At 63.6% G+C, this 15,589-nt stretch carries 14 protein-coding genes and 1 tRNA gene; 10 read left to right on the plus strand and 5 right to left on the minus strand.

From position 1 onward, the window contains the following. Window positions 1-290: 290 nt before the first annotated feature. Together AC07FD_RS05710 and AC07FD_RS05715 are read right to left on the minus strand one after the other, a co-directional pair. Window positions 291-366 (minus strand) — tRNA-Ala (locus AC07FD_RS05710). Window positions 367-538: 172 nt separating this feature from the next. Then, window positions 539-931, minus strand: a complete 393-nt coding sequence (locus AC07FD_RS05715; protein ID WP_478349042.1) for a TIGR02300 family protein — start codon at window positions 929-931, stop codon at window positions 539-541. A gap of 206 nt (window positions 932-1,137) precedes the next feature. Between AC07FD_RS05715 and aroA the strand changes: the two genes are divergently transcribed. From aroA to AC07FD_RS05740, 5 genes are all read left to right on the plus strand, one after another. After that, window positions 1,138-2,496, plus strand: coding sequence for a 3-phosphoshikimate 1-carboxyvinyltransferase (gene aroA / locus AC07FD_RS05720; protein WP_478349043.1), 1,359 nt, complete (start codon window positions 1,138-1,140; stop codon window positions 2,494-2,496). An 86-nt stretch (window positions 2,497-2,582) separates the two neighbouring features. Then, on the plus strand, window positions 2,583-2,945 hold the full coding sequence (locus tag AC07FD_RS05725; RefSeq protein WP_478349044.1) for a hypothetical protein: 363 nt from the start codon (window positions 2,583-2,585) through the stop codon (window positions 2,943-2,945). Window positions 2,946-3,010: 65 nt separating this feature from the next. Continuing rightward, on the plus strand, window positions 3,011-3,661 hold the full coding sequence (cmk, locus tag AC07FD_RS05730) for a (d)CMP kinase (RefSeq protein WP_478349045.1): 651 nt from the start codon (window positions 3,011-3,013) through the stop codon (window positions 3,659-3,661). A 208-nt stretch (window positions 3,662-3,869) separates the two neighbouring features. Beyond that, window positions 3,870-5,567: a 30S ribosomal protein S1 gene (gene rpsA, locus AC07FD_RS05735; protein ID WP_013528183.1), complete on the plus strand. Its 1,698-nt coding sequence runs from the start codon at window positions 3,870-3,872 to the stop codon at window positions 5,565-5,567. A gap of 228 nt (window positions 5,568-5,795) precedes the next feature. Further along, window positions 5,796-7,562: a DUF998 domain-containing protein gene (locus AC07FD_RS05740; RefSeq protein ID WP_478349046.1), complete on the plus strand. Its 1,767-nt coding sequence runs from the start codon at window positions 5,796-5,798 to the stop codon at window positions 7,560-7,562. On the opposite strand, the gene AC07FD_RS05745 is transcribed toward AC07FD_RS05740, so the two are convergent. The 3 genes from AC07FD_RS05745 to AC07FD_RS05755 all read right to left on the minus strand — a co-directional run bounded on the left by AC07FD_RS05745 (window position 7,547) and on the right by AC07FD_RS05755 (window position 10,902). Continuing rightward, a complete protein-coding gene (locus AC07FD_RS05745; RefSeq protein WP_478349047.1) occupies window positions 7,547-8,254 on the minus strand; it encodes an SDR family NAD(P)-dependent oxidoreductase in 708 nt (235 codons plus the stop codon). The genes AC07FD_RS05740 and AC07FD_RS05745 overlap by 16 nt on opposite strands. Before the next feature lie 189 nt (window positions 8,255-8,443). Next, complete coding sequence (locus AC07FD_RS05750) at window positions 8,444-10,057, minus strand: 5-guanidino-2-oxopentanoate decarboxylase (RefSeq protein ID WP_478349048.1); 1,614 nt, start codon at window positions 10,055-10,057, stop codon at window positions 8,444-8,446. Beyond that, window positions 10,054-10,902: a dimethylarginine dimethylaminohydrolase family protein gene (locus tag AC07FD_RS05755; protein ID WP_478349123.1), complete on the minus strand. Its 849-nt coding sequence runs from the start codon at window positions 10,900-10,902 to the stop codon at window positions 10,054-10,056. Before AC07FD_RS05755 ends, AC07FD_RS05750 begins: the two co-directional genes overlap by 4 nt. Window positions 10,903-11,122: 220 nt before the next feature. Here AC07FD_RS05755 and AC07FD_RS05760 point away from each other — a divergent pair, with 220 nt between their 5' ends. From AC07FD_RS05760 to AC07FD_RS05780, 5 genes are all read left to right on the plus strand, one after another. After that, window positions 11,123-11,935, plus strand: coding sequence for an ABC transporter ATP-binding protein (locus AC07FD_RS05760; protein WP_478349124.1), 813 nt, complete (start codon window positions 11,123-11,125; stop codon window positions 11,933-11,935). Between the two features lie 54 nt (window positions 11,936-11,989). Next, window positions 11,990-12,784: a transporter substrate-binding domain-containing protein gene (locus AC07FD_RS05765; protein WP_095082937.1), complete on the plus strand. Its 795-nt coding sequence runs from the start codon at window positions 11,990-11,992 to the stop codon at window positions 12,782-12,784. Window positions 12,785-12,944: 160 nt separating this feature from the next. After that, window positions 12,945-13,658: an ABC transporter permease gene (locus AC07FD_RS05770; protein ID WP_206073704.1), complete on the plus strand. Its 714-nt coding sequence runs from the start codon at window positions 12,945-12,947 to the stop codon at window positions 13,656-13,658. Further along, window positions 13,658-14,467: an ABC transporter permease gene (locus tag AC07FD_RS05775; RefSeq protein WP_095082939.1), complete on the plus strand. Its 810-nt coding sequence runs from the start codon at window positions 13,658-13,660 to the stop codon at window positions 14,465-14,467. The genes AC07FD_RS05770 and AC07FD_RS05775 overlap by 1 nt, the downstream gene beginning before the upstream one ends. A 91-nt stretch (window positions 14,468-14,558) precedes the next feature. Next, the gene (locus AC07FD_RS05780; protein ID WP_167392072.1) at window positions 14,559-15,560 is read left to right on the plus strand and encodes an Ldh family oxidoreductase; all 1,002 of its coding nucleotides are present in this window, start codon (window positions 14,559-14,561) and stop codon (window positions 15,558-15,560) included. The last annotated feature ends 29 nt before the right edge of the window (window positions 15,561-15,589 follow it).

Below are 15,589 nucleotides of genomic sequence, written 5' to 3' on the forward strand. Positions count from 1 at the left end.
GCCAGTTGAACGGCTTCGAAGATGGTGGCTTCAGGAAAGTGCCTCGTCGCATCGCTCGGCAGCTTTTGAAAGAGTTCGACGAACTCCCGAACGCCGGCCTATCTGGCCAAGCTTGGTGTCAGAGCCGGGACGCGCAACCGAAACCAATAGACATTCCTGCGAAGTAGGAGATGTGACGCCCGACAAGGCACGGACTTCCCTGCGTGTGTACCACCAATGTGGACCACGTTCGTAGAATAGAGCCTTCAAACCAAAGGCTTTCTAGGAAAATCAACGGCCTAGAGGGAACTTGGTGGAGCCAATCGGAATCGAACCGACGACCTCTTGAATGCCATTCAAGCGCTCTCCCAACTGAGCTATGGCCCCACTTCCGGCAGTCAACCGGCGCCGTTTCCGGCGAAGAGATCCGGCGTGGGTTGGAGACCGCGCCGTTAGTGCAGGCGGCTTCTAACCCCGCCTTTCGTCAATATCAAGCCTTCGAGAGCGGCTTTTTCTTCACAGGCCACGAAAGCTGGCAAACGCCTGCTTTCAAGGCCGATCAGACCTCGTCGTCGTCGTCGCCGACGCCGATCATGTCGGCAACGTCGTCGTCTTCTTCCTCTTCGTCGGCAAGGAAGGTGTCATCCTCGTCGTCGCCGAGATCGACATCATCCTCGTCGTCGCCGAGGTCGGGAAGATCGTCGCCGCTCTTGGTATCCTCGTCGGCCTCTTCGAGCGAGACGACCTCAACACCCTCTTCGTCCTCGGCGTCCACTTCCTTCTCGGCCACTTCCTCTTCCTCCTCGAGGACGGCGCTCTTGCCTTCCTCGAAATAGGAACGCGGATAGGTCTTGCCGGTGTAGGGCGAGACAATCGGGTCCTTGTTCAGGTCGTAGAATTTCCGGCCCGTCTCCGGGTCGATGCGCTTTATGCCAAGTTCGGTTTTTGCCACGGCAAGCCTCGTCAATAAAAGAGTGGTCCCCTTAACCACTGTTTGCAGCGCTGTCAAAGCGAAAAGCCGGCGTCACAAAACCATGCAATGGAAGGCCTCGAGTCGATGACGACCATGGGGGATGACCATTTCGGCCCGCCGTGATACGAGACCGCCGCAACAAATGAAAAGCGCCGGCCCGCCGGCATTCCGTCCAGGGAAATTCCATGTCTCACGCCGCCGCCCCAAAGTCGGCCACCGCCCGCAAATCACCAGCCCTTGCCGGCACGGCGCGCGTGCCGGGCGACAAGTCGATCTCGCACCGCTCCTTCATGTTTGGGGGCCTCGCCTCCGGCGAGACCCGCATCACCGGCCTGCTCGAAGGCGAGGACGTGTTGCGCACCGGTGCGGCGATGAAGGCAATGGGCGCGCATATCGAGAAGCGCGGCGCCGAGTGGGTGATCCGCGGCACCGGCAATGGCGCGCTGCTGCAGCCGGAAGGCCCGCTCGACTTCGGCAATGCCGGCACCGGCTCGCGGCTGACCATGGGCCTGGTCGGCACCTATGATATGGAAACGACCTTCATCGGCGACGCGTCGCTGTCGGGCCGGCCGATGGGCCGCGTGCTCGAACCCTTGCGCCAGATGGGCGTGCAGGTGCTGAAGGCGACGCCCGGCGACCGCATGCCGATCACGCTGCATGGGCCCAAGCATGCCGCACCGATCACCTACCGGGTGCCCATGGCCTCGGCGCAAGTGAAATCGGCGGTGCTGCTGGCCGGTCTCAACACGCCGGGCATCACCACGGTCATCGAGCCTGTCATGACGCGCGACCATACCGAAAAGATGCTTAAGGGCTTTGGCGCCAATCTGTCGGTCGAGACCGACGAGCGCGGCGTGCGCCACATCTTCATCGAAGGCCAGGGCAAGCTGACCGGCCAGACGATCGCGGTGCCGGGCGACCCGTCCTCCGCCGGCTTCCCGCTGGTGGCCGCACTGATCGTGCCGGGCTCCGACATCGTCATCGAAAACGTGCTGATGAACCCGACCCGCACCGGTCTGCTTTTGACGCTGCAGGAAATGGGCGGCAAGATCGAGATCCTCAATCCGCGCAATGCCGGCGGCGAGGATGTCGCCGACCTGCGCGTGCGCTATTCCGAACTCAAGGGCGTCACCGTGCCGCCCGAGCGGTCGCCGTCGATGATCGACGAATATCCCGTGCTTGCGGTTGCCGCCAGCTTCGCCGAGGGCGAAACGCTGATGCAGGGGCTGGAAGAGCTTCGGGTGAAGGAATCCGACCGGCTGTCGGCCGTCGCCGACGGTCTGAAGCTCAACGGCGTCGACTGCACCGAGGGTGAGGCTTCACTGGCGGTACGCGGAAAGCCGGGCGGTAAGGGTCTCGGTCGCCATCCGAACGGCCCGGATACAACGGTGCAAACCCATCTCGACCATCGCATCGCCATGAGTTTTCTGGTCATGGGGCTGGCGACGGAAAAGCCCGTCACCATCGACGATCAGGCGATGATCGCGACCAGTTTCCCGGAATTCATGGGGCTGATGAAGGGGCTGGGCGCGGAGATTTGCTAAACCCAGGATTGTCGTCAAATTTGGCTATCAACTCAATTGTTCTTTAAGGCCGGTCCTTCAAGGTCGAGCGAACATTGGGGAGAGCCATGAACATCCTAGCCTCGATTTTGCTTGCGATCGTAGCGGGTGTCGTTTTGATCATTGTAAAGGCCATATCCGTGGCCAAGATGATCAATGAGCGGAACTATTCACTCGTGCGCTTCGGTTTGATCGGGGCATCCTGGGTCGGACTTACCATCCCAAGCATGGGTTCCTCATGTGGAACGATAGGCTGCGCATACGGCCTGCATTTCGGCTGGGTGCTTGAACCCATCAAAGCCGACCTACCCTCAAATGTGATATTTTTCGTAATGGGCGGCTACGCGATCCTCAGCGGGTATTTTCTTGGCCACGTGCTGGGATGGGTGCTGTATCTGCTTAGGGCATTTGCGCGGCCCGTTTCCCATTGATGGGGCTTCGTCAAACCGCATAGTGGCATATTGCATTGAGGCCGGTTCTCGGCTTGTTGTCGTTCATGACTTCGATCTTCACCATCGCCATCGACGGCCCGGCCGGCGCCGGCAAGGGCACGCTGGCCCGGCGGCTCGCCGACCATTACCGGCTGAACCTTCTTGACACCGGCCTCACCTATCGCGCGGTGGCCTACGCGCTGATCCAGCACGCGCTGCCGCTCGACAATGTCTCGGCGGCCGAAACCGCGGCACGCCAGGTCGATCTGGCCAAGCTCGACCGGGCGGTGCTGTCGGCGCATGCGGTAGGCGAGGCGGCCTCGAAGGTCGCGGTTTTCCCGACTGTGCGGCGCATCCTGGTCGAAAAGCAGCGCGCATTTGCCACGACGCCGCCGGGCGCCGTGCTCGATGGCCGCGACATCGGCACCGTCGTCTGCCCCGACGCCGACATAAAACTCTATGTAACGGCGAGCGCCGAGGTGCGGGCGCGGCGGCGACTGGCCGAGATCGAGAGCATCGGCGGTACCGCCGATTTCACCGAGATCCTCGCCGATATCGTGCGCCGCGACGAGCGCGACATGGGCCGCGCCGACTCGCCCTTGAAGCCGGCGGCAGACGCGCACTTGCTTGATACCAGCGAAATGGCTATAGAAGCCGCGTTTCTTGCGGCCATGGCGATCATCGACGACGTGCTGGCCAAGAGAGACAAGGCCTGAGCCGGGTTTTTCCCTCGTGTTTCCGTTGTCGGAGGCGAAGAAAATACCCATATCGGGCACGAACCAGCCTGCCAGCATTCTTCATGCGCCGGAATTGCCGCTTAAAGAGCGGCCCAGGGCTTTTGTAGCCCGGAACGCCGGCAGGCCAACGCAACGCTAACCCACGGCGCCCGTCCCGCGACAGAAGCGGGGCATTCCAGGAGAAACAATGTCAGCTGCAAATCCCACTCGCGATGATTTCGCGAGCCTGCTCGAAGAATCATTCACCACAGGTCATTCCGGCGAAGGCCAGGTCGTCAAGGGCACGATCACGGCCATCGAAAAGGACATGGCCATCATCGACGTCGGCCTCAAGGTCGAAGGCCGCGTGCCGCTGAAGGAATTCGGCGTCAAGGGCAAGGACACCACCCTCAAGGTCGGTGACACCGTCGAAGTCTATGTCGAGCGCATCGAGAACGCGCTTGGCGAAGCGATGCTCAGCCGTGAAAAGGCCCGCCGCGAAGAGAGCTGGGTCCGTCTCGAAGAGAAGTTCACCAAGGGTGAGCGCGTCGAAGGCGTCATCTTCAACCAGGTCAAGGGCGGCTTCACCGTCGACCTCGACGGCGCCGTGGCCTTCCTGCCGCGCAGCCAGGTCGATATCCGCCCGATCCGCGACGTCTCCCCGCTGATGCACAACCCGCAGCCCTTCGAGATCCTCAAGATGGATCGCCGCCGCGGCAACATCGTGGTGTCGCGCCGCACCGTGCTCGAGGAGAGCCGCGCCGAACAGCGTTCGGAAATCGTGCAGAACCTCGAAGAAGGCCAGGTTGTCGAAGGCGTCGTCAAGAACATCACCGATTACGGTGCGTTCGTCGACCTCGGCGGCATCGACGGCCTGCTGCATGTCACCGACATGGCATGGCGCCGCGTCAACCATCCGACCGAAATCCTCAACATCGGTCAGACGGTCAAGGTGCAGATCATCCGCATCAACCAGGAAACCCACCGCATCTCGCTCGGCATGAAGCAGCTCGAGAGCGATCCGTGGTCCGAGATCGGCACCAAGTTCCCGATCGGCAAGAAGATCAAGGGTACCGTCACCAACATCACCGACTACGGCGCGTTCGTCGAGCTGGAGCCGGGCATCGAAGGCCTCATCCACGTTTCGGAAATGTCGTGGACGAAGAAGAACGTGCATCCCGGCAAGATCCTGTCGACGACCCAGGAAGTCGATGTGGTGGTGCTCGAAGTCGATCCGGCCAAGCGCCGCATCTCGCTCGGCCTCAAGCAGACGCTCGAGAATCCGTGGCAGGCTTTCGCCAGCAGCCATCCGGTCGGCAGCCAGGTCGAGGGCGAGGTCAAGAACAAGACCGAGTTCGGCCTGTTCATCGGCCTCGAAGGCGACGTGGACGGCATGGTCCATCTCTCCGATCTCGACTGGACCCGTCCGGGCGAGCAGGTCATCGAAGAGTACAATCGCGGCGACATGGTCAAGGCGCAGGTGCTCGACGTCGACATCGACAAGGAGCGCATCTCGCTCGGCATCAAGCAGCTGGCCAAGGATACGGTCGGCGAAGCAGCGACGAGCGGCGAACTGCGCAAGAACGCGGTCGTCACCTGCGAAGTCATCGGCGTCAAGGATGGCGGTCTGGAAGTGCGGCTGGTCGACAGCGGCATCGAGACCTTCATCAAGCGCTCCGATCTGAGCCGTGACCGCGACGAGCAGCGCCCCGAGCGCTTCACCGTCGGCCAGAAGGTCGACGCGCGCGTCATCGCCTTCGACAAGAAGACCCGCAAGCTGCAGGTCTCGATCAAGGCGCTGGAAATCGCCGAAGAGAAGGAAGCGGTCGCCCAGTACGGCTCGACCGACTCGGGCGCTTCGCTGGGCGACATCCTGGGTGCCGCGCTGAAGAAGCAGGGCAGCTAAGTCATCTGCCCCCACCGCTTGCGCGGTGGTCAGTTCAAGCCCCGCCGGAGCGATCCGGCGGGGTTTTTCTTTACGGTAAGATAAACTTCCTCGCGTATTTGCCAGTGGTCCGAGGAGAGGCTTTCCATGCGCAATGACGACGATTGTCCCGCTACGGGCTCTTCGTGGTTGCCTCGTCTCTACATCGGGTCACCGGCCTTGTTCTGCTTTTGCGGAATGGCGATCTTGATGGCCGTCCTCTGGTCCCTGGGTTTCCAGCTCAATGGCGACGTGGACGACCTTGTCAAACTGCATGAAGTCCGCACCTTGCTTGAAACCGGCAACATCTTCGACCGGTTGCTGCCCGGTGTTGCCCAGCCAGAGCCCTATGTCTCGCATTGGCCATGGATCGTGGACCTGCCCTATGCCGCCTTCGCGCGTCTGCTGATGCCGTTTGCCGGCTTCGAGCCGGCGCTGACGATGGCAAGCTTTGCCGTGCCGCTGCTGCTGCTTGCGCCGGCGCTCTATTTCTACAATAGGCTGGTGATCGCAGTGGGCTTTGCTAACCCGGCCGTTGCATTGCCGCTGGCTCTGATCTTTGCCGCGCGCAGCTTTTTCGAATACGCCCCGGGACGGATCGACTACCACAATCTGCAAATACTGCTTCTGCTCGCGGCCCTGGTCTTGATGTTGTCGCAGAACCGCTTCGCTGCCTTCATGAACGGGCTACTGGCGGCCTTGGCGCTTGCCATCAGCGCCGAGTTCGCGCCGTTCTATGCGCTGGTGATGGCGGTCTATGCCTTTGACTGGATCTTCGGCCGCGAACGGGGTGCCGACAGGATCGCTGGCTTCGGGCTGGCATTGGCCCTGGGCGGGGTCGGCCTGTTCGCCGCGATCGTGCCGCCTTCAGCCTATTCCGCCATCAGATGCGATACCTATTCCACGCCGCATGTGACGGCACTCGTCGCGGCCGGGCTTTCATTTGCCGTGGTGCCTTTGCTTGTCGGCCGGCGCGGCGGATGGGCGACGCGGACGGCAATCTTGCTGGTGTTCGCGGCGGCCAGCGCGGCGACGCTGGTGATGTTGTTCCCGCAATGCCTGGCCGGCCCTTATGCTTCGCTCGACGCCTATGTACGCGACAACATGCTCAACAGGATCCCTCAGGAACTGAGCCTGTTCCGGCGCCCTGATTTCGTTTTGTCGGACAGCTTTCCCAGCATGGCGTTGCTGTTCGTCGGCGCGCTCGCCCCGGCAGTCATCTGCCTCAATCCGCGGAGCCGAAGCCGGCCGCTTGTCATCCTGGCGCTGTTCTCGCTGCTCTCGCTGGCGCTGGCGATCGGCTACTTCCGCTACTTTCGCTATCTTCCGGTCTTTTCCGGCATCGGTCTGACCTTCGTGCTGGCGAGTTTCCTGCCACCGGATGCGGGACTGGGGCGCTATTTGAAGTCACGCGTGCCGGTGGCATCGCGAAGATACGCGTTGATCCTGCCCGGTCTGGTTCTGTCCGCGGCGATGGCGCTGTACCAGCTGTCGGCAAGACCATCGCAGGCAGCCATTCCAGCCGGCGAGTTCGCCGACAGCTGCGATCTCAGGCACATTGAGCCGCGACAGGGTTGGCCGGCAGGCGCCGTCGTTCTGACGCCACCGTTGATCGGAGCGCATTTTCTTGCTCTTGCCGAAGGTCCCAAGGTGGTGACAATCCCCAATCACCCGTCGGCTCAAGGGATCGAACGGAGCTATCGCTTCCTTGATCCCTCGACCGCCGACCCGCGCTCGTTTCTCGATGCGTCCAAGGCGACGCATGTCGCCCTTTGCGGGTGGAGAGGCCCACCGTCGCCAGATCTCGAAACCACCTATCCATTCGCGGCAGCGCTGATGGAGGGCCACCCGCCATCATGGCTCAAGGAGTGTCCGACGGATGCTTCCTCGCCGCTGCGGCTCTACCGCTACCGCAACGCCAACGGATCGGAGGCCACCTGCCCTGTTTCGACGGCTTCTGCTCAGGCCCTGCCGTAGAGCGGCACCAGCGTTCCGCTCATCGCCTGATTGGCTGGCGAGGCGAGATAGGCAATGGCTTCGGCGGCCGCTTCGAGACTGACCCATCTGGTGACGTCGGCATCCGGCATATCGGCGCGGTTTGCCGGCGTATCGAGCGTCGATGGCGCCACGGCATTGACCAGGATGCCCCTGCCTTTCAACTCCTCGGCCATCGCCACCGTCATCGCCGCTACCGCGGCCTTGCTGGCGGCGTAGGCAACCGTGCCGCTGCCGCGCCGCGGGTCGAGCCCGGCGCGCGCCGTGACATTGACGATGCGGCCCGCAATGTCCGACGCCAGCATCGAGCGCACTGCCGCACGGCAGCACAGGAAGGCGGTGCGTGCGTTGGTGTCCATCATCTCGGCAAAGGATGCCGACTCGATCTTTTCCACCGGTGCCGCGGTGAAGCCGCCGGCCAGGTGGATCGAGCCCCACAGACCTGGAACCTGGCTGTAGAACGCCTCGACCTTGGCGGAGTCCGAGAGATCGACATTGTGCACCAGCTTGACACGGTCGTGCTCGGCAAAGGGGAAATGCCCGGGCGCCGCGGCATGGGCATTGGGCACATGGCAGATCGCGCCCTCACTCAGCAGTTTGCCGACGACCGCACCACCGAGCGCCCCGGTGCCTCCGGTCACGACAATGTGCCTGCCTTCAAGTGTTTCCGTCATCCTGGACCGCTCCTGTTATTTTTTTGATTGTGTCGCTTGTTACGCCGCCCGACGCAGAGCGTCGCGCCTTTCGCACCATCACTCAACTGATATCTCGACATGGCAGTTGTTGCGTCTTTGCATGCATCAGCCTGGCGGCCAGCCGGGTCCATGCCACATGAGGCATGAAGCACGCTGCGCCGCCACTCTTCAGTCGACTGTGATTTCGATGACGCGCGGCAGTCCGGTTGCCCGGGCGCGTTTCAACGCGTCCGCCAGGGCGTCGATATCGGCAAGTCGTTCGGCGCCAAGGCCATAGGCTTCGGCCAGCTTGCAGAAATCCGGCGGCGCCGGCGACACGCCGACCGGCTCGACGCCGACATCGAGCATCGAAGTTTCGATCTCGCGGTAGCCGCGATTGTTCCAGACGACGAAGATGACCGGTGCCTGGGCATCAAGCGCGGCGCCCAGTTCCGGTAGCGTGAACTGAAAGCCGCCATCCCCCGTGAGACAGACGACCGGCGCATCGGGCACGGCAAGGGCGGCGCCGATCGCCGCCGGCGGGCCGTAGCCGAGCGCGCCGAAGCCGGTGGCGGCATTGAACCAGCCGCCGGGGCGATCATGGTCGTAGTAGAGGTTGGCGGCATAGATCGGCTGCGTCGAATCGCCGACGATGAGCGCGCCCGGCAGTGCGTCGCGGATCACTTCCACGGCGCGCACCTGCGACTGCATCGTCGGACTGATCTCGGCAAAGGCCGCCTCTCGTGCTGCGGCGGCGCGTGATGGTCCGCCCTCGCTTGCCGGGACATGGCTGATTTCCAGGAGCAGCGCTTCGAGCGCCTCGGCGCAATCGGCCTGAATCGAAACCGTCGCCGGGCGGCGGGCCAATTGGTCTGCGCCGATATCGATGCGGATGAGATTGGCGGGCAGGACGAACCCGCCATCGCTGTAGCCGTCATAGTCGGTGGGGCCGAATTCGGTGCCGGCGGCAATGACCAGATCCGCTTGCGCCATCAGCGCCCGCACTGCGTTCAGGCTGGGGCTGGCCGGCACGCAAAGCGGATGGGCATGCAGGAGGCCGCGCGCATTGGCTGTCTCGACGACCGGCGCCCCCAGCTGTTCGGCCAGACGCCGCAATGGCGCTTCGGCGCGTTTGGCGCCGCCGCCGGCCAGGATCAACGGAGCGCGCGCGGCGGCGATGAGTTTAGCCGCGCTGGCAATTGCCGCGCCGGACGGCGCGGGCGGTGCTGCATTGCTCAGCATGGCGGTGATGCCATCCGCCGGCTTGACCATGACGTCGGTCGGGATTTCGATATGCACCGGACCGGGCCGGGCCGATGAAAACAGCGCGAAGGCCTGCGCCAGCGCGCCGGGCAATTCACTGGCGTCGGTGACCCGCAGCGACGACAACGCCACTTTCTCCATCATGCCGCGCTGGTCGGGCAGTTCATGCAGATGGCCCAGGCCCTTGCCGAGCGTCGGCGTGGCGTTGACACCTGAGATCACCAGCATCGGCACCGAATCGGCACGCGCCTGTCCCATGGCGGTGATGGTGTTGGTGAGCCCCGGTCCGGTGATGACGAAGGCGACGCCCGGCCTGCCACTGGCGCGTGCATAGCCGTCGGCCATGAAGCCGGCGCCCTGCTCGTGGCGCGGCGTGACATGGCGGATATTCGAGCGCGCCAGCCCCCGGTAGAGTTCCACCGTGTGCACGCCGGGAATGCCGAAGACCGTGTCGACGCCATGGGCTTCGAGCAGCGAAATGAGCGCCTCGCCGACAGTCGTCCCTATGGTGTTCCCAGGGGTGGTCCCAATGGTGGTCATTGGCGCAGCACCGGTCGCGTCAGGCAGGTCGGGCCACCCTCGCAAGCGATGCACAGCGCATCCGCCTCGAAGGTCGAAACCGTGCAGCCGGCCGCCTGCATGGCAGCCGCCGTCCTGGGGAAGCCTGCGACGGCGATCACCTGGCGCGGCGCAGTCGGCAGCACATTGAGGCTGAGCCCGTTGGAAGCATGGAACTCATCTGCATCGCCCTCGACCAGCGTGATGCCGCGCCCCTTCAGCATCTGGTAGAAGGCGGCCGGCAGCAGAGGCGCGTAGACCAGCGCGAGATCGTCGGCAAGCGGACTGATCACCGACATCAGGTGCAGGCAGGCCTCCTCGCCGTGCCAGAGCGGCAGATCGAAGCCAAAAACCGAAATGCCCCTGGGCGAAAGCAGGTTGGCGAGCTGCTGGATACCATCCTGGTTGGTGCGCACGCCACGGCCGACGGCCAGCGTGTTCGCATCCACCCAGACGCAGTCGCCGCCTTCCACCTGGCCCGGATCATCAATGCGGCCGAGGACGGGAATGCCCAGTCGCTCGTAGGCTGCTTCGTGCAGGCCGGGCTCAGTCCGGCGCAGCGTCTTGCCCATGGCAAGAATGATCGCGCCGTGATCGGTCATCAGCGAAGGATCATGGGTGAAGACCGAATCGGCCAGCCCGTCGTCGGCATCCGTCAGCCATTCGACCTCGGCGCCGGAGGCAGAAACCAGCTGCGTCAATCGCTCATGCTGGGCAGCGGCCCTTCCAGGTTCGAAGCCGGGGCCGTAGTGCCACTCCTTCGCCCTGGCATCACGCATGGCGCTGGCGGCGGACCGCATAAGCACGCGTTTCAGCGGTCCGGCCATGGACTGCGACCCGTATGATTTGCCCACTCAATTCTCCCGAGACGTCCGTTGCCGCCACTAACCACTACGGCAAGCCGTGATCAATAGTCCAAAAACCATGGTTGACGGAGGCAAGCGGAACGGTCCATCTTGAGAACGGGAACTCTGTCCAGTGACGGGTAATGGGTAAAAGAATCCAGCAGCGACGGGCTCGACCACTCCGCGGAGCGTCGAAGGGATGATGGCGCAAAGCGCCGTCCCCGCACTGAAACACACGGCGCAGGGCGGCGCCGCCGAAGCCATCCATGTCGAGAACCTGCACAAGCGGTTCGGTGAGCTGCACGTGCTGAAGGGCGTCTCGCTGTCGGCCCGCGACGGCGAGGTCATCGCCATCATCGGCGGTTCGGGCTCCGGCAAATCGACGTTGCTGCGCTGCATCAACTGCCTGGAGAACCCGACCAGCGGCATCATTCGGGTCAATGGCGAGGAGATCAAGCTGAGGGCCGACAGCCACGGCCACACGGTTCCGGCCGACCGCAAGCAGATCGAGCGCATCCGCTCCAAGCTCGGCATGGTGTTCCAGAACTTCAACCTGTGGAGCCACATGACGCTGATCGAGAACGTCATCGAGGTTCCCGTGCATGTGCTTGGCGTCCAGCGCGATGTGGCGATCCGCGAGGCCGAGAAGCTGCTCGCCCGCGTCGGCCTGGCCGAAAAGCGCGACGTCTATCCGGCCTATCTGTCGGGCGGCCAGCAGCAGCGTGCCGCGATCGCCCGGGCGCTGGCCATCAATCCGCGCGTCATGCTGTTCGACGAGCCGACCTCGGCGCTCGATCCCGAACTGGTCGGCGAGGTGCTGAAGGTGATCGGCGACCTGGCGCGCGAAGGCCGCACCATGGTGCTGGTCACCCACGAGATGAAGTTCGCCCGCGAGGTCGCGACGCATGTCGTCTATCTCTACAATGGATTGGTCGAGGAAGAAGGACCGCCGGAGCAGATCTTCGGCGCGCCCAGATCCGAAAGGCTCAAGCAGTTCATCCGCAACATCGGCTAGGACAGGCCGAGACGGAAGAAAACCGGGAACCAACAACAAACTGGGAGTCGTGAAATGAAGACTGTTCTGAAGACATTTGCCGCAGCGCTGCTGCTGGGCGTCGCCGCCATGGGCGTGGCCAAGGCCGATCCGGTCAAGATCGGCGTCGCCGCCGAGCCCTATCCACCCTTCACCTCGCCGGATGCTTCGGGCAAGTGGGTTGGCTGGGAGATCGATTTCATCGACGCCGTCTGCGCCGAAGAGAAACTCGACTGCGTCATCACCCCGGTTGCCTGGGACGGCATCATCCCGGCGCTGACGACAAAGAAGATCGATGTCATCGCCAGCTCGATGTCGATCACCGCCGAGCGCCAGAAGACGATCGACTTCTCCGACAAATATTACAACACGCCAACCGCGATCATCGGTCCCAAGGACCAGAAATTCGGGCCCGCTCCCGCGGACCTCAAGGGCAAGGTGGTCGGGGTTCAGGTGTCGACCGTGCATGCCGTCTACGCCAAGAAGCACTTCACCGAGGCGGCCGAGATCAAGGAATACCAGACCCAGGACGAGGCCAACAACGATCTTGCCGCCGGCCGTCTCGACGCGGTGCAGGCCGATTCCATCGCGCTTGGCGAATTCCTCAAGTCGGACCAGGGCAAGGCGTGCTGCGACCTCAAGGGCATGGTGGCTCCGGACGATGAAGTGCTCGGACCGGGCGTCGGCGCGGGCGTGCGCAAGGAGGACACCGAGCTGAAGGACAAGATCAACGCCGGCATCAAGGCCATCCGCGCCAACGGCAAGTATGACGAAATCTCGAAGAAGTACTTCGATTTCGACATTTACGGCGGCCCGACGCAGTCGAACTGACGTCGTCCACGCATGAGCAACAACCGCACGGCATCGCGCCGTGCGGTTTCGCCGGAACCTGTCCACGCACGCTTTCCGCTGACGAGAATTGACAGCGGCTGACGCCAGCAATTCGGGGACGACGCTGATCGACGCACTTCTTTCGGCCTCCGCGGCCGGCATCATCGAGCTTCTCTCGCCCTACCCGCCGGGCTGGGGCGGAGCTCTCTTGGTTGGATTGCTCCATTCGATCGAGATCGCGCTGGGCGCCACGTGCCTCGGCCTTCTGATCGGCACCGGCGGCGCCTATGGCAAGCTCTATGGCGGGCCGGTGGTACGCGATCTCCTGGCCGTCTACACCACCATCGTGCGCGCCGTGCCCGAACTGGTGCTGATCCTGCTGCTGTATTATGCCGGAACCGACCTGATCAACCAGGCGCTGACGGCAATGGGTTATCAGCGCGTCGACATCAGCGGCCTTGCCGCCGGCATCGCCGTGCTCGGATTTGTCCAGGGCGCCTATTCGACCGAAGTGATACGCGGCGCGATCCTGGCCATTCCGCAAGGCCAGATCGAAGCCGCCCGTGCCTATGGAATGTCTCCCGGCCTACTGCTACGGCGCATCACCTTGCCGGCCATGCTGCCCTTCGCCATACCGGGCCTCGCCAATCTCTGGCTGATCGCCACCAAGGACACCGCGCTGCTGGCGGTCGTCGGCTTCTATGAACTGGCGCTGGCAACGCGGCAGGCCGCGGGCGTCACCAAAGCCTATTTCACCTTCTTTTTCGCAGCCGGCGTGCTCTATCTGCTGCTGTCGCTGTTTTCCAATCTGATCATCGGCCGTATCGAGGCCTGGTCGCGGCGCGGCATGCCTTCGCTCAAGGAGGCGCGCTGATGACCGGTGAAACGGCCATTATCAATATCGTCGCGCGAACGTCGCTCTGGTTGCAGCCGCACCGCATTGTGCTGATCCTTGTGGCGTTGGGGCTGGTCCTGGGGGCCACCTTTTTCATGCGGTGGGACTGGCTGCCGCAGTATTATGAAATGGGATTGCTGGGCATCTGGCGCTCGCTGTGGATCCTGGCCGTCACCTGCGTGTTGGGCTTCCTGCTCGCCGTGCCGCTGGGGCTGGCGCAGGCGACCGGCTCCTTCTGGTTCGCCGCACCGGCCAAGGTCTTCTGCACGGTGATCCGGGGCACGCCGCTGCTGATCCAGCTGTGGCTGCTCTATTACGGCCTCGGCTCGCTGTTTCCGCAATATCCGTGGATCCGCGAATCCTGGATGTGGCCGTATCTGCGGCAAGCCTGGCCTTATGGCGTGCTGGCACTGACCTTGTCTTTCGCCGGGTATGAGGGCGAGGTGATGCGCGGCGCCTTTGCCGGCGTTCCCAAGGGCCAGCTCGAGGCCGCCCGCGCCTTCGGCATGACCCGCTGGAAGACATTTCGGCGCATCTGGCTGCCACAAGCGTTCTATCGTGCGCTGCCGACGCTGACCGGCGAAACCGTGCTGCAATTGAAGTCGACGCCGTTGGTGGCAACGATCAGCGTCATCGATATCTTCGCCGTTTCGTCCAAGGTGCGGCAGGACACCTACCTGACCTACGAACCCTTGCTGCTGCTGGCGCTGATCTACATGACGATCACCGGCATCCTGGTCTTCGCCTTCAGCAGGATCGAGGCGCGGATCCCCAACAAGATCGGCTAGCGAGCAGCCAGCAGCGAATAGCGGGTAGAAGCGGCGCGCCGCATCCTCTATTCACTAGCCACCACTCCCTACTCGCTTAGAGGCAGCCATGATGCAACTCAGTCTCGACCAGGCAAAAGGACTTTGCCGGATGGCGGCGCTTGGCGCCGGCGCCAATGAGGAAGCGGCGCAATCGCTCACCGCCTCGATCATCGCCGCCGAGTCGGAAGGGCTTTCGACCGTCGGGCTGTCGCATTTCATCGATTATCTCGAGGCGCTTGAAGCCGGACGCATCGACGGCAATGCCGACCCGGTGATCACCAGGCCGGCGCTGGCGGTCTATCTCTCCGACGCGCGCGGCGGGCTGGCGCATACCGGCTTCGACCGCACCATCGACGACCTCGCCAAGGCGGCAAAGCTGTTCGGTGTCGCCATCTTCTCGCAGAAGAATGCCTATACATGCGGCGCGCTCGGCTACTTCACCGGCAGGCTGGCAGAACTTGGGCTGGTGTCGTTCGCCGCCACCAATGGCCCGGCGGTGCTCGCCGGCTCGGGCTCGGTCAAGCCGGTCTACTGCACCAACCCGATGTCGTTTGCAGCACCTGCCGCCGACGGCGCGCCGCTGGTCATCGACCAGTCGTCGAGCGCCACCGCCTTCGTCAACATCCGCAAGGCGGCGGAAGACGGCAAAAAGATCCCCGAAGGCTGGGCGCTGGACGCGAGCGGCAACCCGACCACCGATCCGGCCGCAGCCATGAAGGGCGCCATGCTTGCCTTCGGCGGCCAGCGCGGCGCCAACATCGCGCTGATGGTCGAAGTGCTGGCGGCGGGCCTGTCGGGCGCCAACTGGTCGCTCGACGCGCCATGGTTCACCGGCGGGCCGGACAGTCCAGGAACCGGGCTGTTCGTGCTTGCCGTCGAGCCCAAGCTGCTCGATCCCGACTTCGAGCAGCGCATGAAGGACCAGCTCGACCGGCTGCGGCGGCGCTTCGGCGTGCATGTGCCCGGGCGTGCCCGGGCCGAAGCCGCCGAAAAGGCGCAGGCGCGGGGCATCACCGCGCCAAAGGCGGTGGTGCAGCGCATTTCCGAATTCGCCGCACGTTATTCTTCCTGAATAATCCGCTTATTTGTCAGCTAGTTATC

It is taken from the genome of Mesorhizobium waitakense (assembly GCF_056431085.1).